This is a genomic window from Pseudoalteromonas umbrosa, assembly GCF_030125375.1.
Lineage (GTDB): Bacteria > Pseudomonadota > Gammaproteobacteria > Enterobacterales > Alteromonadaceae > Pseudoalteromonas > Pseudoalteromonas umbrosa.
This window is the reverse complement of sequence record NZ_JASJUU010000010.1, coordinates 47,443-68,180: the sequence shown is the minus strand read 5'-3', so window position 1 is coordinate 68,180 and position 20,738 is coordinate 47,443. Positions and strand designations below refer to the sequence as shown.

The window sequence follows — 20,738 nt, the reverse complement described above, 5'->3', positions numbered from 1 at the left end:
AAGCCTTTTTATTATCGTTATTGCAGCTACAGCTGTCCCTTAATACTAAATACCGGATCAAACAACCAACGAAGTAGTGATCGCTCCTCGATAATGATATCTGCGTCTAACATCATACCAGCACGCAGTGGTGTCGATTTACCATAAGCCTGAATATGCTGCTCAGACAAAGAAACAATGACACGGTAAGCTGGCTCATTGATCATCCCTGGGATAATAGCCTCATCAGGCAATATTAAAGAGCTGCTTATCTGCTTGATTTCGCCACTATAAATACCAAACTTTTCATATGGAAAAGCGTGATAGCGCAACTTTGCCTCTTGTCCAGACTCGATAAAACCAAACGCTGACGTAGGCACATAAATCACAGCCTGCATTTGACTATTTTCAGGGATCACACTGAGTAACCGCTCACCAGTAACCACATTTTTACCGACCTTAGCCAGTAGTCCTGTTACCACGCCGGCTTTAGGAGCCCTTAGTTCACCCAAACGTTGCTGCTCAACGGAAGATAACTGAATTTCCATATCAGCACGTTGAGAGTTTAATTGGTTTAAACGTTCAGCATGTTGTAAAGGCAGCTTTTCCAATTGCATATCATATTGTTCAATTTGCGCTTCTAGCCCAAGTTTCTCCGAGCGGATACTTGAAGATTGCTGCTGCAACGACAAAAGTGTGTCTTTTTGCCTTTGTAACTCTAATTCAGAAATGTAACCGGTCCCTTTCAACGTACTTATTTGACCAACCATTTGCTCATTTAGCTCCAATCGCTTAGCAAATGTTTGCGATTGATTGTCTAACTCTAGCAGGCGCTTTTGAGCCGTTTCTTTTTGTTGCTCTAACTCCGCCAAGTCAAGTCGATATTGCTTCTCTTGCTGTGTAATTAATCGTTTAAGGTTTTGTAATTGGAAAGAGTATTGATTGAGTAACGCTTGGTTAAGCTCAAGAGCTTGAGTACTATGCTTAGCAGACGCAATGCGCAAAATAGGTTGGTTTGCAGCAACTAGTTGACCTTCTTCGACGAGTACTTGTGAAATGACTCCTTCCTGTGAAGCAACCATACTTAGTACACCAGTATTCGGCTCAAGTACCCCCGTCACACGCTCTTTACGTGCATAACTCCCCAAGGTTAAGTAAATAATACTGATAACCACCACAAATAAGATCAGAAAGGTGAGTGTTTTAAACACAGGTGGCTGAACTAAACTCACAGCTCCTTCTAATCGGTGTCGCTTATTCTCAAGTACTTCTTTGCGAAAGAGATTTTCCATAATAACTTGTACACCCGAATGAATTGTTTTTATTGTTAAATTTTAATTAACCTCAAAGTTAATGTATCACTTTAAAATCCAGAAAGGAATCGGGTACAAAAAAAGGGAAACGTATTTCCCTTTTTATTTTCTAATTAAGACTTTTTCACAGGTCTTTGCCACCCTGCAATATTACGTTGCTTGCCTCTTGCCACTGCTAACTGCTCATCTTGGACTGTACTAGTAATCACAGAACCTGCAGCAATCGTTGCTTTTTCACCTATTTTTACAGGTGCAACCAACGAAGAATTTGAGCCTATAAAAGCGCCGTCACCAATGACTGTTTGCGACTTATTCACGCCATCATAATTACAAGTAATGGTGCCAGCTCCTATATTCACTTTCTCACCTACTTGCGTATCACCCAAATACGTAAAGTGGTTAGCTTTTGAGCCAGAGCCCAGTCGAGATTTTTTCATCTCAACAAAATTACCAACATGGGCATTTTCTTCCATCACCGCACCAGGGCGCAGTCGCGCGAATGGACCGAGTGTGCAATTCGCTTTAACTTCGGCTTCTTCAACAACCGAGTTGGCTTTGATCTCAACACCGTCCCCTATGGTACAGTCTTTCAATACACAGTTAGGGCCGATACGCACATTGTGACCAATAGTAACTTTACCTTCAAAAATAACATTGATGTCAATTTCAACATCTTGACCTGTTGTCACTTCACCACGCACATCAATGCGAGCTGGATCTGCTAAGCTCGCACCATTAATCATAAGCTCTGTCGCTTGGCGAGCTTGATATGCACGTTCTAATGCAGCCAATTGAACACGGTTATTTGCGCCTTCAACTTCCATCTCGTCATCAGGTTGCGCAGAGGTGATTTCAACCCCTTCTGCATGCGCCATCGCCACAATATCAGTTAGGTAGTATTCACCCTGAGCATTATTATTGGAAAGCTGACCCAACCATTTTTTTAGCAACTCACCATTGGCCGCCATGATCCCGGTATTGATCTCTTGGATTTTCAGTTGCTCTTGTGACGCATCTTTTTGCTCTACAATACCCACTAATTTGCCATTTTCACGGACCATGCGACCATAACCCATTGGATTATCAAGTGTCACTGTCAATACAGACAAGCCTTTTTCAGGTGTCACTGCCAACAGTTTTTCCAGCGTGGACTGCTTGGTTAATGGCACATCTCCATATAAGACAAGCACCGTATCTTCATCGCTAATATATTCTTTCGCAACAGCTACCGCATGGCCAGTACCAAGCTGCTCTTCTTGTAAAACCCAGTTCACATCATTGTGTGACAAATGAGCTTTTAACTGTTCGGCACCATGACCATACACAAGGTTTGTCGCTCTAGCGCCCAGCGCGTTTGAATTATCTATTACATGCTGAACCATTGGTTTGCCTGCAACCGGATGTAGAACTTTGGGTAGATTAGAACGCATACGGGTACCTTTACCCGCCGCAAGAATAACTGTATTTAATGCCATCAGTGAGGGATCCTTTTTTTAACTTTCGATTTCTTAGCTCTATTAGTCGCTTTAAGATTGTCACTCCGTGTGCCCAATCAAACAAAAACGCAGCTCATAATAATGCACAGAAATTATTGCTGATATTTTAACTAGATTTATCGAAATTGATAGTCACAAAGGTGACTTACTCTGATGAATTCAGACAAAATACTGATCAGCCCCTAAAAGCCCTCAATAAGTGCCGAGTCAGCTAACAGGTATGGCAGCACTCTCATTTTCCAGATATTTAATCTCCCCATTTCAATGCCTCTCTTTATCACGTCTAGCAATTGTATACCTGTAATAACTAACGGCTTTTTTTGCCCAATAATCTAAGTAATATGGGGGCGCATCCCTTAAAGAATAAAGCGCTTTCTTTGCTGTAAAAGCGCACAAAGAATAAGAATAATTATACAAAAACAAGGAATGGCCTTCCTTTACGCTTTTACAGCGCAAGGTAAACGATGCAAGGAAGCTCTTCAAAAAATTAGTTATCATAATTGATAACCATAGACCCGAGTGTCCTAACAGGTTTTGCAAGGAAGCAAAGCCTATTTATTCGTATCGATTATTGTTGTAACCCTTTTCTATATTAAGCACTACCTAGCCCCCATTTAACATCCATTTTAGTTTTACAAAGCACAGACACTTTATCTTTCGCAGCTAAATCGCACTTATTATTAATCACAGTAAAACAATGGAATAACTGAAAGCTCAGCTCAGCGCAGGATTAATGATGTACCAAACTAAAAACTATAGCTCGAAATCATTCAAGTAGGCACTCGGCCAAGTCATTTTGGCATACAACATATTTAGAGCGTGACGACGCAATACAAACCAAGTAAAACCAGCAAGAGAATAGTCATTAGATATATTTGAGGTTAGCTAAGCATAGAAATACAGGTAAGTAGCAAATAAAGTTAAAAACATACCCAATATGACATCCAAACTATGAAAGTAAGCTCCGTGCTAGAGACTTGCAAAAAATAGTCAAATCAATACAGTGGCCACTATAAGACACGTAATCTGGTTAGTAATTCAATTTTCCTTATTGATATTACTAAAAACCAGCTATACGAAAAACTTTAAATCAAGTTATTAATTATGCACCTAGCAATTGCTTGCTGGCGATTGGCGCTCTGTGTTTTTTCAATACAATTTGTCAGGTGAAAATTAACCGTGCGCTCACTTATTCCTAATATTTGACTTATCTCCCAAGATGTTTTTCCTTGAGAAACCCAGAACATACAATCCCGTTCCCGTTTGGTTATTCCCAGCTTTTCTTTTCTACACCTTAAGGCGGCATTCAACAGATATGGGGACAATATTGTCCAATACCAGTCTATTAGTTCCGCACTGACCTGCACAGGTAGATTCTTTGGCATGCTAAAGACCAAAGCACCTACTATCCCTTTTATTCCTCTGAGCGGTAGTACAAACAAATGCGTCCCTAAATTATCGGTATCTGCCAGCTTAGCCAAAGAGCAAATTCGAATACCTGACTGCGCATGTAAAGTTACGCTCTCATTTTCCAGATGCATTAAAAGCTCATCTTCATACTGTCCATATACCTTTAGTTGATTTGTTGTTTTAGGTAATGAGCAATAATCAATGAATGCTAAATAGTCATAACAAACATCTTTTGCAATCGTTTTTAGTGCATCTTCTAGCTGTTCAGATTGAGTGATTGAATCAAATAAATCAATTGCGGCTCTGATCGACTGAACATCGCTAAATGGATTATAGCTATCTTGTTCGGTTGGCTTCATTTTTCCCTCACATTCAAGGTATTGGATACCCTCTGTTACGATGGGTACTAATTTATCTTTGAAAAACGTCACCGTCAAAACACGAAAAACAAAAATAAAATAATTAAAAACAATCACTTAACTCACAATATTCGCTTTGAAATTAACTTTGTATTGTTTGATAATGGGCACATAAAACACCAAATAAGAATTATTTCTCCATACACACATTTAAATAATAACGAGCAAAACAAGTAAAAAATAATCGATAAAGTAATATCTAAGTAGTGATGTGTAGATTTAGTGATTTAATCCAATCGGTGCCACACATACCGTCGTTTGACTCATAAGAAAGTAGTCATAAGTAAACTTTGTATGAAACGACAATTCACATATAAGCAGCGCATTAACCAGAAGTGTTAACTCTACCTTGTGCCAGACACACTAACCCCAACCCAAACTATATAGTCATTAAAAGCAGCTATTCTCAATTGTATTTAGAACGGGGAGTTGATGTTAAAAAGGGATACAAGAAAGATAAAGCGTATGCAAAATGGATGTGCTAAAAAACCTCAATTAGCCATAATCACTTAAATTAATATGTAGCAGCACTTACCCAGAAGGCAATCCACTGATTTATGCTTGTTCAATAAGAACTGTGAGACAGCTTTTTCTGCGCTATCAAGGTTAAATATAATTGACTGCTTATCCGTGTATAACCACACACCTTGAGAGGTAGTACTTAAGTTATAATTAGAACGAGTCATAACCACTAGCCCGGCTTATTTCAGATCGGGCTGAGCACCGACAAACTCAATATACTTTTCATGTTAGATATAGACACTCTGCGCATGCCACTACCAGTATCCAGTTTAAATTTCGCCGACCTCTCTTGTACTCCAACGAACTTGTTCAACTTTTTTGCTCATATAGCAAATCCTGCCTCACTAGCAAAATAAAGCTCTGCGGTTGGTACCTATACCTCACCATAAATGCATTATAAGTAGGCAAAATAATAAAAAAGCCAATAAACTTTTTATATCTCCACTGAAAATGAGGTTTACTTTGATGAACTTTTACATTTGAAATAGTAGATAGGCATCTATAAAGCATATGAATAAACAACTCACTAGAAATTATCTATTCATATGCTATTTAGATGCACTTGGCGTAGCGCCGACGTTGTTACGACTTCTATTTGCTTAAAGCCGCTTGAGGGTTTCTGATTTTATTACAGCTTGCTTTTTTAACTGCTAGGCAAAAGCAAATTAGTTATTGATGCGTGTCACAGTATCAGTATTAGGCGCAGCATATTGTGTCACTGTATCTGTATTGGGTGCAGCGAATTGTGTCACAGTATCTGTATTAGGTCCTGTGTATTTATTTCCACCACCTATTTGCTTTGTTTGCTGTGCGCCAAGTTTTGCATTTTGAGAAAGAATTTTAAGTGTTTTTGTTTTTAGAGAAAGTAACATGCTTTAGTTCCTTGATGGTTTTTATATTAGTTTTTTTTGCACATCTTTGTATGCTTCAGTGATTTCTACATTAGCGTACCTGCAGTGACATTGGTACATATCAAACCTTATTAAATCTCTCGAACATTTCTATAAACTACTGATTAATATACAAATAAAAAACACAATTCGGTAAGGAAATACAGTCACCATGAAACGGGTGGAAAATCGGAATTTAAACCAACGCGCAGTTCTGAAAAAAGGAAATATACAAGGTACAAAACTCAGTAAAAGTCAGGGACACCTCTAAATAGGCCAATAATTTTCCAAGTTGAACTTGGTTAACAAAATAAAAAATGCATCAATAAGAACATAAGTAGTTACCTACTCGCCTTTTAATTACCGACTATCAATAGAATCTATGTGTGATCTACATAACACTACTTAGAGCACCTTATCAGAATGCATATTCGACAGTGCTATAAAACCCCTATGTGCTAGGTAAAGAGAGTATCTTTGGATCTAAGAGTGCCAAACCTGAATAAAAAGCTATGACAGCCTAGGTTTATTTAGATATCAATAATCTGCGAATTTAGATCAAAGTACAGCATCAATGATCTTTAGACCTGACTGACATATTTTTGAATATTGTTAATGCGTTAGTTGAGGCTTTAGATAAATAGGTGAACAAAAAACGTTGGGCGTACACTTAAGATACTTAAACATCTGAGAGGTATTAAGAAAGTTTTTCGCCAACTTAAAAAGTCTATAGTTAGCACAGGATATTGACGATGAATAAATGAATTGGAAAAAGAAATGAATTCAATATGGATCAATTACCCACAATCACTTAAGTTGGCATATAACAATACTTGCCCAGAAGACAACTCAACTAATTCATTGTATCTAATTTCTACCAATTCTACAGATATCAACAAACTATTTTTTAATATGCCATCGACATTCAATTTAACAGGCTTCTTATCCGTGCATAACCACACATTTTGAGTGATATTACTTAAGTCATAATTCGTATCGAAGTAATAATTGCCAAATGCATGATCTGAAGAAATTTTAGCAACCAACTCACCTGACTCCAACAAAGACTGAGTGTCCTTGATAAACTCAATATACCCCTTCATGTTAGATATATATACTTTGCTTTCGCCGCCCTCTGTATCCGGTTTAAACCTCGCTAACTCCTCACCTTTCTCAACGAGCTTACCTACCTCTAGTTTTTTTGCTCGCGTAGCAAACCCGGTCTCACGAGTAAAATAATACTCTACTGCTGGCGCCTGTAAGTATAATTGCCCAACCATAGGTGCATCATAAGTCGGTAAGATTAGAGAAAAAGCCAGTAAACTTTTCATATCAATCCTTAAAAAATATCCTGCTTTTGGTGAAATATCACATTTGGAGTATAAGATAGGCACCTATAAAGCATATGAATAAGTGACTCACTAAAAATGACCTATTCATATGCTATTTAGATGCATTTGGCGCAATGCTGATTTTGTTACGACTTCTATTTGCTTAAAGCCACATGAGGCTTTATGAATTTTTAACAGCTTGATGTTCAAAACTAGAAATTAAGTATCAAGATACCAATCTATCAAAGTGAGGCGTTTTTACTTTGTGTTACAGTATCCGTATTAGGCCCTCTATCGTTTGCTGCGCAATCTACATACTGACCTGCATCAATCGTTAAATAACCTCCTCCAATTAGCTTTGTTTGCTTTGTACCTAATTTTTCATTTTGAGAAAGTGTTTTAAGTTTTTTTGTTTTTAGAGAAAGTACCATTACTTGAGTCCTTGATGATTTTTGTAGTTAATTATTTTGCACATCTTCGTGTGCTTCACTGATTTCTACATTAACGTAGCCGTAATAAAAATGGTACATATCAAACCTTATGAAATCTCTCGTAATATTTATTAAGCTACTGATTATTAAACAAATAAAAAATATGACTTAGTGAGAGCCTACTGTTAACAAAAAGTAAGTGGTAATTCGGAGTTATTACAAGGAGATCTTATGATAAAAGTAGCTTTACAATAACGCTGCACCCAATAAAAAAGTCATACTCACTCCTAAATAGGACTGACACGTTACCTGCTGAAAATTGAAAAAAGAGTGAAATACGACCCCAAGGTCGTTAAGCTAGTTAGGAAAATTAACAGTCTTTATTGGCGCTTTGCAGCCAGCCCCTAATAGATTGGCCCTACATAACCAACGTGAAATATCGTATGTTTTGTCTGAACCAAAGAATGCCACATCAAATCTTAAAGCTACAGATATTAAAAAATAGCTCGGGTTATTTCCGTTATTAAAGTGTACTTAGTAAGTGAGCTACTTTTATTATCACAACATGTGACGCAACATAGTACCGTGCACAAAACCTGATCTAGAGTAGTAGTTAGTATGCACATGTATAAAATAAACATATCACCAGCCGCACTTATAGTCTAAATAGACTTTATCGAAGTGCCAGCCCCATCTACGTATAACACATCTCAGAGCTAGACTTTTATAGTCCCTCTCTACGAGTAAAGGTAATCACTACCTTGGTAAGTAATTTAAAAGTATATAGTGCCCAAGAAGTGCTTCATAAAATATCCAGAGGATGGTAAGTGCTCGTTATCAGTAAGCGACGATATGAAACGAAATATAATCAGCCCCCTAGCCTGAAACATAGTGAAGTCCCCTTTAGTAAGCCAATCACCTCCCTAAAAGGCAAAACGCCCGATAAGATATATCGAGCGTTTTCATCCTAAAGAGCCACCTACACAAAGGGAAGCTCCCAGCCTAATTAAGGTTATTACCTGTGTTTATCATCGATACTTTTAACAGCTGATTTTCTACAGTCTCTATAATATCTGTGAGCAGTCGGCCTGATTCAGAAGCCCGTATTTGTTCAATGAACAACTTAGGATTATTGACTGTATATATAGTTTCAATGGTTACATCTGATGAGAAATCAATTTTAGATATACGCTCGCCATTCGAGTGATAAATATTGCCATCCAAAATAGCAACCGAATGCTTATATTTTGCAGGAGGTAACTCTACACGATGAATCACTTCGCCACTGCGTAAGTCAAAAGCAGAAATAATGTCATTAGAAGAGAGTGTAATTAATGTGTCTTCATCTAGTCTATCCAACCATAAGGTGCTTTGGATAGGAAGCTCTCTAACATGCCCATCCACGTTAGACCAAACATACGCACGGCTATTCATCTTCTGATCATCAATAACTGTATAACTTATTTCATTATCACTTAAATACTCAACCGAGACCAAGGTACCTTCAACTGGTTTAGACATCGAAAGAGATAAATCACTCAAATTATACACTTCAATTTTTCGAGCAAATTGGATCAATAACTCATTCGTTGCTTGGTTATAGCGAAGCGCCTTGTACTTAGCATTAGGTAATCCCAAAGGCGTAACTTGACCATCATGACTCATTTGATGAATTTGATATAAATGTCCTAGACGTGTTAAGAATAAGAAACCATTGGGCACTTCTATCGCTCTTGTGTCTTCACGTTTACTATTGATGAGCGGCGCCAGCTCTTTACCTTGCTTATCTAGACTATAAATGTCTAAAACAAAAGGGTAACTAGTCATTAATAGGTCGTGACTGTTGAGTATTTCATAATTTGCATAGAACTGATCAGTTAATAGCTTTTGTGCTTTCACCAAGCGCATTTCTCTCAGCGAAAAACCATAAACAATATTCTCTGCATTATTAAACCATACTAGTTGCTCAGTCTTATCATCATAATTAAGCCCCCAAATACGCGATGGAGAATCATAAATCTTAATTTGATTACCACCATCAGGGTCTGTCATATACAACTCATTCGTATCGTACTGACGACGCTCAAACAATATTATTTCTTTTTCTGGTATATAAGTTAAAAAACGATCTCCATAGGAGTTCAAATTCGGAGAGGTAATCTGAAACTCATCACCAGTTACCAAATCCCTGTTGGTTAAAGCAGATAATTCATCTCTATTACGATAACCACTTTTAGCATAAACAAGTCGACCTTGGTTTACTTCACCACCTGTCATACTGCTTATTTTGCAGTCAAATAAATACTCGCTACCCGAGCTAAAGTCTGCGTTTAATTGCCACACCTGACATTTATCACCATCCACAATTCGGTAATAAATGGTATTAGAATCCACAGACCAACCAACCGGGTAATAGTTTACCCCCTGCTCACCGAGCCTGCGCTCGTGACCACTTTTTAAATTTTTAACGACCAGAGAATAATAGTCGGTATCGCGTTTGATAAAGGAATAAGCCACCATGGCATCATTTGGGGATAAATTAAGTAAGGTATATCTACCTTGCACCCAAGATAGCACATGCTCCTTGATTGGCTGCTCTTGAGTGATAATACCAGGCTTTATTTCAACCTGTTCATCAATACTAAACTTAACACCTACAGCTACTGTTAAACCGATAACGCAACATAATGCAGCCCCTTTAAATAGCCATGTAAAACGATTAGGTGCCTTTTCAGCATTACCTGTTGATTCACTTTTAGAGACTTGAGATGTTGTTGAAGTCGCACTACTTGGATTTGGTTCTGTATGACTTGGAGAAAGCTTATCTGGATAGTATATAATTTCAGGTTCAAGGAAAAAACTATACCCTTTGCGATAATGTGTTTTCACTACGATACCGCGTTGCTTTTCAGATTTTAAAATCTTTCGCAACTCCGACATGGCGCGGTTAATTGCATTATCATCAACGTAATTCTGGCTCCATACATCGTCTACCAAGTCTTGCCGAGTAATTATTTGCTCATTATTAATTATCAAATAGCAAAGTAAACGAAATAAAAGCGGCTCCAGTTCACGAGTAGTGTCACCATCACAAATGCATTGACGCTTTGGATCAAGCACCCAATGACCAAATCTGACTTCCTTTACTTGCCTAGAAAATTTTACTTCATTCATGGTGAGTATTAAACGCGTAGGCTGCTAACGAATTCCCATTTTACTCAAAGCTTTATTTTACTCAAGCTAATATATAACCTGATGTAACTAGTATGAGAGGATAGCGTTATAAAGTAAGGAGTTACAGCTTGATTTTTATTCAATTTATATACATCACCTTAGCAAAACTTAGTCAGCTTCATTCCACTAATCGCAAAACATAACTAATGTAATACAAATAAAGCTCACAAAATCACAGGCATAAAAAAACCCACATGCTTTTCAACATGTGGGTTTCAAACCAGATAGGTGGCTGCTTATTTACGCAGCTGGCGAAGTAGTCGTAGCTGAGCAAGTGCTTCTTCAAGCTGCATAGCGGCACGCTGGTAATCCAGCTCGCTTGCAGTACCTGAAGCTAGCTGTGCTTCAGCTTCACGTTTAGCTTCTTCAGCAGCCTGCTCGTCAAGTTCTTCACCACGAATAGCAACGTCCGCTAGAACAGTTACTGTCTTAGGTTGAACTTCAAGCGTACCGCCTGCAACGTAGATGAACTCTTCAGCACCATCTTCTTTAACCAAACGTACCATACCAGGCTTTAGGCCAGTCAGGAGTGGCGCGTGGCCAGGGTGAATACCAAGTTCACCTTCACTACCTGTCACTTGAATTGTAGCCACAGCACCAGAGAATAAATTCTGCTCTGCGCTTACTACATCAAGGTGTACTGTCATTGCCATAACAACCTCCTAAATTACATGTTTTTAGCTTTATCAACTGCTTCGTCGATTGAGCCAACCATGTAGAATGCCTGCTCTGGCATATCATCGTAATCACCGTTTAGGATGCCCTTAAAGCCAGAGATTGTGTCTTTAAGAGATACGTATTTACCAGGTGCACCAGTGAATACCTCAGCAACGAAGAACGGCTGAGATAGGAAACGCTGGATCTTACGAGCACGAGATACAACTTGCTTATCTTCGTCAGATAGCTCGTCCATACCTAGGATCGCGATGATGTCTTTCAGCTCTTTATAACGCTGAAGTACAGTCTGAACGCCACGTGCTGTCTCATAGTGCTCGTTACCGATTACTTGAGGGTCAAGCTGACGTGAAGTTGAATCTAGTGGGTCTACCGCAGGGTAGATACCTAGAGACGCGATGTCACGTGAAAGTACAACTGTTGCATCTAAGTGCGCGAACGTTGTAGCTGGTGACGGGTCAGTCAAGTCATCCGCAGGTACGTATACCGCTTGGATTGAAGTGATTGAACCAGTCTTAGTCGATGCGATACGCTCCTGTAGTACACCCATCTCTTCTGCAAGAGTTGGCTGGTAACCTACCGCTGAAGGCATACGACCTAGTAGTGCTGATACCTCAGTACCTGCAAGTGTATAACGGTAGATGTTATCTACGAAGAAAAGTACGTCACGACCTTCGTCACGGAACTTCTCAGCCATCGTTAGACCCGTTAGTGCAACACGTAGACGGTTACCCGGTGGCTCGTTCATCTGACCGTATACTAGAGATACTTTATCTAGTACGTTTGAGTCGTTCATCTCATGGTAGAAGTCATTACCCTCACGTGTACGCTCACCAACACCTGCGAATACTGAGTAACCGCTGTGCTCGATTGCGATGTTACGGATAAGTTCCATCATGTTTACGGTTTTACCAACACCGGCACCACCGAATAGACCAACTTTACCACCTTTAGCGAATGGACATACAAGGTCGATTACCTTGATACCTGTTTCTAGTAGCTCAACTGAACTTGATTGATCTTCGTATGAAGGCGCAGCACGGTGAATTGACATACGCTCTTCTTCACCAATTGGACCTGCTTCATCAATAGGCTGACCTAATACGTCCATGATACGACCTAGGGTCTTTGTACCAACTGGAACCTTGATTGGCTCGCCTGTGCCTTCTACTGAGATACCACGACGTAGACCGTCTGTAGTACCAAGTGCGATACCACGTACCACACCGCCACCTAACTGCTGTTGCACTTCTAGTGTCAAACCAGCTAGGTCGCCTTCTGTAACTTTTAGTGCGTCATATACGGCTGGCACGTTGTCTTGTGGGAACTCGATGTCCACAACGGCGCCGATAATTTGGACGACCTTACCTAAACTCATGTCTATTCCTCTCGTTAAACTTTGCCGAAGCGTTATACAGCAGCCGAACCGCCAACAATCTCACTGATTTCTTGTGTGATTGCAGCCTGACGTGCTTTGTTGTAAACAAGTTGCAGCTCATCCATTAGGTCGCCTGCGTTATCAGTTGCGGCTTTCATCGCAACCATACGGGCAGCCTGTTCAGATGCAGCATTTTCTACTACACCCTGGTACACCTGTGACTCAATGAAACGTACCAGTAGCGTCTCTAAGATCGCTTCTGGGCTCGGCTCATATAAGTAATCCCAAGCGTGGGCTGATACTTCTTCTTCAGCTTTTGGCAAAGGTAATAACTGTTCGATCGTTGGCTCTTGCTTCATTGTGTTCACGAATTTGTTGTACACAACGAACAAGCGGTCAATTTTGCCTTCAGTAAATGCATCTAACATTACTTTTACTGGACCTACTACGTCCTGTACTGAAGGAGCATCTCCAAGACCCGCTTTTTTAGCGAGTAACTCACCGCCAAAACGTTGGAAGAAACCAGCAGCCTTGCTACCTAAAGTAGCAAATTCGGCATCAACGCCTTTTTCTTTCCACGCCTTAACATCTAATGTGATTTTCTTAAACTCATTTGAGTTCAAACCACCACACAGACCACGGTCAGTTGAGATAACAATGTAACCAACTCGCTTCACATCACGTTCCTCTAGGAACGGATGGTTGAAGTCAAGATTTGCTTGAGCAATACGACCGATCACTTTGCGTAAGTTCTCAGCGTATGGACGGCTTGATGCCACACGGTCTTGCGCCTTCTTCATTTTAGAAGCGGCAACCATTTCCATCGCGCTGGTGATCTTCTGAGTATTCTTAATACTCCCGATCTTGCTTTTTATCTCTTTTCCGCTGGCCATGACTCTCTCTCCGAATCAGTGGTGACCGAAGTCACCATGAATAACTAAATTACCAAGTTTGCGTCGACTTGAACTTCTCTAGAAGTTCTTTAAGTTGCGCTTCAATCTCAGCGTTGTAGTTACCAGTTTCGTTGATTTGAGTCATTAGCTCTGCGTATGTGCTGTTAGCGAAACCAATAAGACCTTCTTCGAAATCACCAATCTTGTTGATTTCGATGTCTTGTAGGAAGCCTTTCTCAGCAGCAAATAGAGACAGAGACATTTCAGCAACAGACATAGGTGCATATTGCTTCTGCTTCATTAGCTCTGTTACACGCTCACCGTGCTCAAGCTGTGCACGCGTAGCATCGTCAAGGTCAGAAGCGAACTGAGAGAACGCAGCTAGTTCACGGTACTGAGCTAGCGCTAGACGGATACCACCACCTAGTTTCTTAACGATTTTAGTTTGCGCTGCACCACCTACACGAGATACCGAGATACCAGCGTTAACAGCTGGACGGATACCTGCGTTGAATAAGTCAGTTTCTAGGAAGATCTGACCATCGGTGATTGAGATAACGTTAGTAGGTACGAATGCAGAAACGTCACCACCTTGAGTTTCAATGATTGGCAATGCCGTCAATGAACCTGTTTTACCTTTCACTTCACCGTTAGTGAACTTCTCAACGTAATCAGCGTTTACACGTGATGCACGCTCTAGAAGACGTGAGTGAAGGTAGAATACGTCACCTGGGTATGCTTCACGGCCTGGTGGACGCTTAAGTAGTAGTGAGATCTGACGGTAAGCAACAGCTTGCTTAGAAAGATCATCATATACGATTAGTGCGTCTTCACCGCGGTCACGGAAGTATTCACCCATAGTACAACCAGCAAATGGCGCTAGGTATTGTAGCGCTGCTGATTCAGAAGCAGATGCAACAACAACGATAGTGTTTTCAAGTGCACCGTGCTCTTCTAATTTACGTACTACGTTTGCGATAGTAGATGCTTTTTGACCAACCGCTACGTACACACACTTAACGCCTGTGTCTTTTTGGTTGATGATTGCATCGATTGCAAGTGCAGTTTTACCAGTCTGACGGTCACCGATAACTAGCTCACGCTGACCACGACCAACTGGGATCATCGCATCGATAGACTTATAACCAGTTTGTACTGGCTCGTCTACTGATTGACGCTCGATTACACCTGGTGCAATTTTTTCAACTGGCTCGAAACCGTCGTTGTCTAGTGCACCTTTACCATCGATTGGTGCACCTAGTGTGTTAACAACACGACCTAGTAGACCACGGCCTACTGGTACTTCAAGGATACGACCTGTAGATTGTACTTTTACGCCTTCTTTAAGGTCTGCGTAAGGACCCATTACTACTGCACCTACTGAGTCGCGCTCAAGGTTTAGTGCGATAGCATAACGGTTGCCAGGAAGCTCGATCATCTCACCTTGCATACAGTCAGCTAGACCGTGGATGCGGATGATACCGTCAGTAACAGATACGATAGTACCTTCGTTACGTGCTTCACTTACAACTTCAAACTGCTCAATACGCTGCTTGATCAGTGCAGAAATTTCTGTGGAATTAAGTTGCATGCTCTTTTTCCCAATTACGATTGTAGCGACACTGCTAAGCGGTCTAATTTACCGCGTACGCTACCGTCAATTACGGTATCGCCAGCCTTAATAACCAAACCGCTTACTACGGTTTCATCGATGCTACAATTCAGCTTAACTTTGCGTGCGAAACGTTTTTCTAACGCAGCGCCCAATTTATCTTGCTGCTCTTGAGCAAGTTCAGTTGCAGAAACCACAGTAACGTCGATCTCTTTGTCATAATCCGCTTTAAATTCAGCGAATAAATCAGCAACTGCAGGGACTGCAGATAAACGCTCATTTTCGGCCATCAGCTTGATAAGATTTTGACCTTGCTCGTCGAGTTGTTCAGCACATAGCTTGATGATGATTTCAGACTGCTCTGCTTGAGTAGCAAGGCTACCAAGTAGTGTCTGAACCTGTTCATCGCTGGTCACTTGACCGGCGAAGAACAGCATTTCATTCCAAGCTTCAACTGTGCCTTTTTCAACAGCAAGTTCAAAAGCCGCTTTAGCGTATGGGCGAGCGATAGTAGTCAATTCAGACATGCTCATACCCTCCTAATTAAAGCTCAGCAACTAGCTTATCAACGATATCGCTATGTGCGTCTTGATTGATTTCACGCTCTAAAATCTTTTCAGCGCCAACCACGGCAAGAGTTGCTACTTGAGTACGTAGCTCTTCTTTTACGCGGTTACGCTCTGTTTCGATATCAGAGTGTCCTTGAGCAATAATCTTCTCACGCTCTTGTTGACCACGAGTTGTCTCTTCGTCAACGATAAGCGCAGCACGCTTTTTAGCTTGCTCAATGATTTCAGCCGCTTGAGTCTTTGCTTCTTTAAGCTGCTCAGCAGCTTGTTCACGCGCTTGCTCAAGATCTTTTTCAGCTTTATCAGAGGCAGCTAAACCATCTTCAATTTTCTTCTGGCGAGCTTCAATTGCACCATTTAGCGGTGGCCATACGTACTTCATACAGAAAAGTACGAACACCGTAAATGCAATTAATTCACCTATTAGAGTGGCGTTTAAGTTCACGACCGCTCCTCCTTACTTGACAGTTGTTCGATTCAGCTATTGTCTTAAAAATTAAAGCGCGAACAACATGTACATAGCGATACCAACACCGATCATCGCTACCGCATCGATTAGACCAGCTAGGATGAACATTTTAACTTGTAGTGAAGGCGCAAGCTCAGGCTGACGAGCACATGCTTCTAGGAATTTACCACCCATGTTACCGAAGCCGATAGCAGTACCGATTGCACCGAAGCCGATAAGTAAAGCAACAGCGATAAGCTTAAGACCTAATACTAGTTCCATTTTTTTCTCCAAAGTTTCATTTGTAAATTAAAGTTAAAGTTAAAAAATCTTTTAAAAATTATATTCTTAGTGGCTATCTTTAGCACTTGCCATGCTCAGGTATACGATCGTAAGCATCATAAATACGAATGCCTGTAGAACGATAACTAAGATGTGGAAAGTTGCCCAGATAAAGTGCAGTGGTAACTGCATCAAGCCGATTGCACCGATCAAGATGAAGATCATCTCACCCGCGTACAAGTTACCGAACAAACGTAGTGCTAGCGAGAAAGGCTTAGCAAACAACGCGATAGTTTCAAGTAACAAGTTACAAGGGATAAGGAAAACCATACCAAGCTTGTTTTTAGTGCTGAACGGGTGAAGCGTTAGCTCAGCAATAAAACCACCGATGCCTTTGATTTTAATTGAATAACCGATCATCAGAAGGAATACGCCGATTGCTAATGCAGCCGTCATATTTAAGTCAGTTGTCGGTACAATTTTCATGTATACATCGTGTGAGTCCATACCAAATGCAGTTTCGCCAACAAAGCCAGCAAATGCAGGTAGGAAATCAACAGGAATCAAGTCCATTAAGTTCATTAAGAACACCCAAACAAAGATTGTTAGGGCCAGTGGAGCAATTAACTTGCTGTTACCGTGATAAGTATCGCGTACGTTGTCGCCAACGAACTCAACAACCATCTCAATAAAGCATTGAAATTTGCCAGGTACACCAGTAGTGGATTTTTTAGCGGCGCTTCGGAAGATCCATAAAAAAACCAGACCTAAACCGATTGACCATGCGAGGGTATCTATGTGCCATGTCCAGAATCCACTATCCGCACATGCTTTATTGAAGGCAAGACCGGCATCGGTCGAGCACATCTTGGCATTGGTCAAGTGGTGCTGAATATGGCTTGATAGAGTAACTTCTTCTGCAGCCATGTTTTATCCCAAAAGTTAATGATTAAAAAAAATCGGTGCTAGCCACTGCGAAAACATCACTAGTATGTAACAACAGAAAAATGGCAACGCCATGACACTCAAATGTTTAAACGCCAGTGCAAATATGCAAATGGTTAGCAAAAATTTTAATCCTTTGCCTCGTTTTAACGAGTCATACACTTGATTTGCTTTGCTCGCTCCGACAAATCGAAATGAATACAAGGCAAATACTAGGTTCGGAAACACAATTGCGAGTCCGCCAACCAATGCTGACAGGCTTGCATGGGCTCCCCAACCTACTAAAACTATTACTGCAGCTACTAATGCTACGATACCCTGAAGCAAGACACCTTTTAATGCGGCGCGTCTATACGGGCCAGCTAACGAATGAGTCACTTTATATTAACCTTAATGACGCTAAAATTTATCAGGGTATAAAAACTGGCGAAATTATACTGATTTCTGCTCAATTTGCAACTTGACGCGACGAAATGCAGCATAATTTAAGCGCTCATTTCGTCGCAATTTTGACCTTTAGGAGGGTTGTTGTAAATCTGGGTGGATCCGCCCAAGAATACCGTCTAATTCATCAAGATCAGCATAAGAAATAACCAATTTCCCTTTGCCTTTTTGATTGTAGTTTATCTCTACTTTTGCGCCCAAGTTTTCTGCGAGCTGCTGTTCTAACAGTTTGACATCTGGGTCTTTTTCTTTAGTTTCTTTTTTAACCACCGGCTCTTGCATAGCGCGAACCAATTTCTCAGTTTCACGTACCGTCAGGCCTTTTGCTACAGCAGTTCGGGCAGCTTCAGATTGTGCTTCACCTTGTAGCGACAATAGGCACCGAGCATGGCCCATTTCAATATCACCATGTTCTAACAAGATTTTCACATCATCATTGAGATTGATTAAACGTAACAAATTAGTCACGGTTGTACGCGATTTGCCGACAGCATCCGCGACTTGCTGGTGGGTTAAATCAAATTCATTTAGTAAACGATCTAAGGCAACCGCTTCTTCCATGGCATTGAGATCTTCACGTTGAATGTTTTCAATCAGTGCGATGGCAACCGCCGCATCATCTTCAACATCTTTAATGATACAAGGCACTACATCTAAACCGGCAAGTTGTGATGCACGCCAACGGCGTTCACCCGCAATGATTTCATATTGCTCTGCAGCCAATTGTCTCACAACAATTGGCTGTAATACGCCTTGTGCACGAATAGAATTCGCTAATTCTTCCAGTGCCTCTTCTGACATATCTTTACGCGGTTGATATTTGCCACGCTGTAGAAACTCTATCGGTAATCGCTGTAATTCTTGCTCAGATGCTTCAGATGGTTGGCTAACAGGTGCTGATGATGCTTCAACTTCAGGGGCTTTTGGAGCCTCTGGTTGTGTTGCCCCTGCAGGTGGTTTTGCAGAGCTTAACAATGCATCTAAACCACGCCCTAATCCTCTTTTTTTCACCGACATCTTGTTATTATCCTCTTATGCTACAGCAGCGGCTTGTTTTTCTTGACGACGCAACATTTCTCCCGCCAATGCAAGATATGCTTTTGCACCACTTGATGCACGATCATAATACATTGCAGGTGCACCAAAACTTGGGGCTTCAGCTAAACGTACGTTACGCGGGATCACCGTTCGGTATACTTTCTCGCCAAAGTGCTGTTTAAGTTGCTCAGAAACATCGTTTGCCAATCGGTTACGAGGATCATACATAGTACGCAAGATCCCTTCAATTTGCAGTTCAGGGTTTACCAGTTTTGATAATTGCGTGATTGTATCCATTAATGCAGTTAAGCCTTCAAGCGCGTAGTATTCACACTGCATCGGTACCATGACGGAGTCAGCCGCGGCCATCGCATTAACGGTCAACATATTCAAAGACGGCGGGCAATCAATAAAGATAAATTCGTACTCATCTTGCACCGATTCAATGGCATTACGCAGGCGTACTTCACGGGCAAACAATTCCATCAATTTGACTTCTGCAGCCGTCACATCGCCATTAGCTGCAATTAAATGATATTCACCAGATGTGTCTGTACAGATAACGTCTTTAATCGGTGTTTCTTCAATAAGTAAATCGTAGATGGTAGCTACTTCACCATATTTATCAACACCACTGCCCATTGTCGCATTGCCCTGCGGGTCTAAATCTATCAGCAGTACTTTTCTTTTGGTTGCCGCCATCGAGGCAGCAAGGTTCACCGCAGTGGTTGTTTTGCCAACACCACCCTTTTGGTTTGCAATTGCAATGACTTTAGCCACAGTATCCTCGAGTTTAGTCTTTAGTAAGAATAATTAAATGGCGCTCACCTTCAAGATTGGGTACCTGCAAGGTGACATTTTGCTCCAAAGAAATACCTTCAGGCAGGCTGTCCAATTCTTCTTGCGGATACATTCCTTTCAGTGCAACGAATCGTCCCGATGAGTCAATTAAATGCGTACACCATTGGACCATATCCTGCAGTGATGCAAACGCACGACTCAACACACCGTCTAATTTAACACTTGGCTGATATTCTTCAACACGTGACTGGACTGGGGTGACATTTTTTAATCCAAGCGCATGTTTTACTTGGGTTAAAAAACGTACTCTTTTTCCGAGGCTATCCAACAGCACAAATTCAGTGTCCGGCAAAGCTATCGCTAAAACGATACCCGGTAATCCAGGGCCTGTACCAACATCGATATAATGCTTGCCATTAAGATGAGGGGCAACCACAAGCGAATCCAAGATATGCTTTACCATCATCTCTTTTGGATCACGCACAGAAGTTAGGTTGTAAGCTTTATTCCATTTGTCGAGCAGCCCGACATAATCGACAAGCTGCTGTTTTTGATTTTCGGTCAGCGAAATCTCCGTTTCAGCTAACAAAGCATTGAGTTGTTCTAGTAACACAGTTTTCCATCGCTG

Annotated in this window: 19 protein-coding genes; all 19 read right to left on the bottom strand. The window is 40.9% G+C overall.

The genetic code is table 11. From position 1 onward, the window contains the following. Positions 1-26 precede the first annotated feature (26 nt). The 19 genes from QNM16_RS24290 to rsmG all read right to left on the bottom strand — a co-directional run bounded on the left by QNM16_RS24290 (position 27) and on the right by rsmG (position 20,723). Positions 27-1,271 (bottom strand): HlyD family secretion protein, encoded by a 1,245-nt coding sequence (locus tag QNM16_RS24290; protein ID WP_284022810.1) that lies wholly within the window; start codon positions 1,269-1,271, stop codon positions 27-29. Positions 1,272-1,405: 134 nt separating this feature from the next. After that, entirely contained in the window at positions 1,406-2,767 is a 1,362-nt protein-coding gene (gene glmU / locus QNM16_RS24285) for a bifunctional UDP-N-acetylglucosamine diphosphorylase/glucosamine-1-phosphate N-acetyltransferase GlmU (protein WP_284022809.1), read from the bottom strand. A 1,106-nt stretch (positions 2,768-3,873) separates the two neighbouring features. Beyond that, on the bottom strand, positions 3,874-4,557 hold the full coding sequence (locus QNM16_RS24280; protein WP_284022808.1) for a helix-turn-helix transcriptional regulator: 684 nt from the start codon (positions 4,555-4,557) through the stop codon (positions 3,874-3,876). 1,247 nt (positions 4,558-5,804) lie between these two features. Then, positions 5,805-6,011 carry a hypothetical protein gene (locus QNM16_RS24275; RefSeq protein ID WP_284022807.1) on the bottom strand — a complete coding sequence of 69 codons (207 nt, stop codon included), beginning with the start codon at positions 6,009-6,011 and terminating at the stop codon, positions 5,805-5,807. 815 nt (positions 6,012-6,826) lie between these two features. Further along, a complete protein-coding gene (locus QNM16_RS24270; protein WP_284022806.1) occupies positions 6,827-7,360 on the bottom strand; it encodes a hypothetical protein in 534 nt (177 codons plus the stop codon). Between the two features lie 242 nt (positions 7,361-7,602). Then, positions 7,603-7,791, bottom strand: coding sequence for a hypothetical protein (locus QNM16_RS24265; protein ID WP_284022805.1), 189 nt, complete (start codon positions 7,789-7,791; stop codon positions 7,603-7,605). A gap of 1,002 nt (positions 7,792-8,793) precedes the next feature. Further along, positions 8,794-10,965 (bottom strand): winged helix-turn-helix domain-containing protein, encoded by a 2,172-nt coding sequence (locus QNM16_RS24260; protein WP_284022804.1) that lies wholly within the window; start codon positions 10,963-10,965, stop codon positions 8,794-8,796. 296 nt (positions 10,966-11,261) lie between these two features. Next, a complete protein-coding gene (locus QNM16_RS24255; protein ID WP_039611158.1) occupies positions 11,262-11,678 on the bottom strand; it encodes a F0F1 ATP synthase subunit epsilon in 417 nt (138 codons plus the stop codon). A gap of 14 nt (positions 11,679-11,692) precedes the next feature. Beyond that, entirely contained in the window at positions 11,693-13,078 is a 1,386-nt protein-coding gene (gene atpD, locus QNM16_RS24250; RefSeq protein WP_023400934.1) for a F0F1 ATP synthase subunit beta, read from the bottom strand. Positions 13,079-13,110: 32 nt separating this feature from the next. Next, positions 13,111-13,971 (bottom strand): F0F1 ATP synthase subunit gamma, encoded by an 861-nt coding sequence (atpG, locus tag QNM16_RS24245; RefSeq protein ID WP_039611157.1) that lies wholly within the window; start codon positions 13,969-13,971, stop codon positions 13,111-13,113. Positions 13,972-14,020: 49 nt separating this feature from the next. Continuing rightward, on the bottom strand, positions 14,021-15,562 hold the full coding sequence (gene atpA, locus QNM16_RS24240) for a F0F1 ATP synthase subunit alpha (protein WP_063369164.1): 1,542 nt from the start codon (positions 15,560-15,562) through the stop codon (positions 14,021-14,023). 14 nt (positions 15,563-15,576) lie between these two features. Then, positions 15,577-16,110, bottom strand: coding sequence for a F0F1 ATP synthase subunit delta (atpH, locus tag QNM16_RS24235; protein ID WP_063360166.1), 534 nt, complete (start codon positions 16,108-16,110; stop codon positions 15,577-15,579). A 16-nt stretch (positions 16,111-16,126) separates the two neighbouring features. After that, positions 16,127-16,597, bottom strand: a complete 471-nt coding sequence (atpF, locus tag QNM16_RS24230) for a F0F1 ATP synthase subunit B (RefSeq protein WP_046357200.1) — start codon at positions 16,595-16,597, stop codon at positions 16,127-16,129. Between the two features lie 51 nt (positions 16,598-16,648). Next, entirely contained in the window at positions 16,649-16,882 is a 234-nt protein-coding gene (atpE, locus tag QNM16_RS24225; protein WP_023400939.1) for a F0F1 ATP synthase subunit C, read from the bottom strand. A 66-nt stretch (positions 16,883-16,948) separates the two neighbouring features. Next, positions 16,949-17,809, bottom strand: coding sequence for a F0F1 ATP synthase subunit A (atpB, locus tag QNM16_RS24220; protein WP_284022803.1), 861 nt, complete (start codon positions 17,807-17,809; stop codon positions 16,949-16,951). 15 nt (positions 17,810-17,824) lie between these two features. Then, positions 17,825-18,205, bottom strand: a complete 381-nt coding sequence (locus tag QNM16_RS24215; RefSeq protein ID WP_063360164.1) for an ATP synthase subunit I — start codon at positions 18,203-18,205, stop codon at positions 17,825-17,827. 138 nt (positions 18,206-18,343) lie between these two features. Continuing rightward, entirely contained in the window at positions 18,344-19,288 is a 945-nt protein-coding gene (locus tag QNM16_RS24210) for a ParB/RepB/Spo0J family partition protein (protein ID WP_284022802.1), read from the bottom strand. Between the two features lie 15 nt (positions 19,289-19,303). Further along, positions 19,304-20,089: a ParA family protein gene (locus tag QNM16_RS24205; RefSeq protein WP_063360162.1), complete on the bottom strand. Its 786-nt coding sequence runs from the start codon at positions 20,087-20,089 to the stop codon at positions 19,304-19,306. A 13-nt stretch (positions 20,090-20,102) separates the two neighbouring features. After that, positions 20,103-20,723 carry a 16S rRNA (guanine(527)-N(7))-methyltransferase RsmG gene (gene rsmG, locus QNM16_RS24200; RefSeq protein ID WP_237138894.1) on the bottom strand — a complete coding sequence of 207 codons (621 nt, stop codon included), beginning with the start codon at positions 20,721-20,723 and terminating at the stop codon, positions 20,103-20,105. Positions 20,724-20,738: the final 15 nt, after the last annotated feature.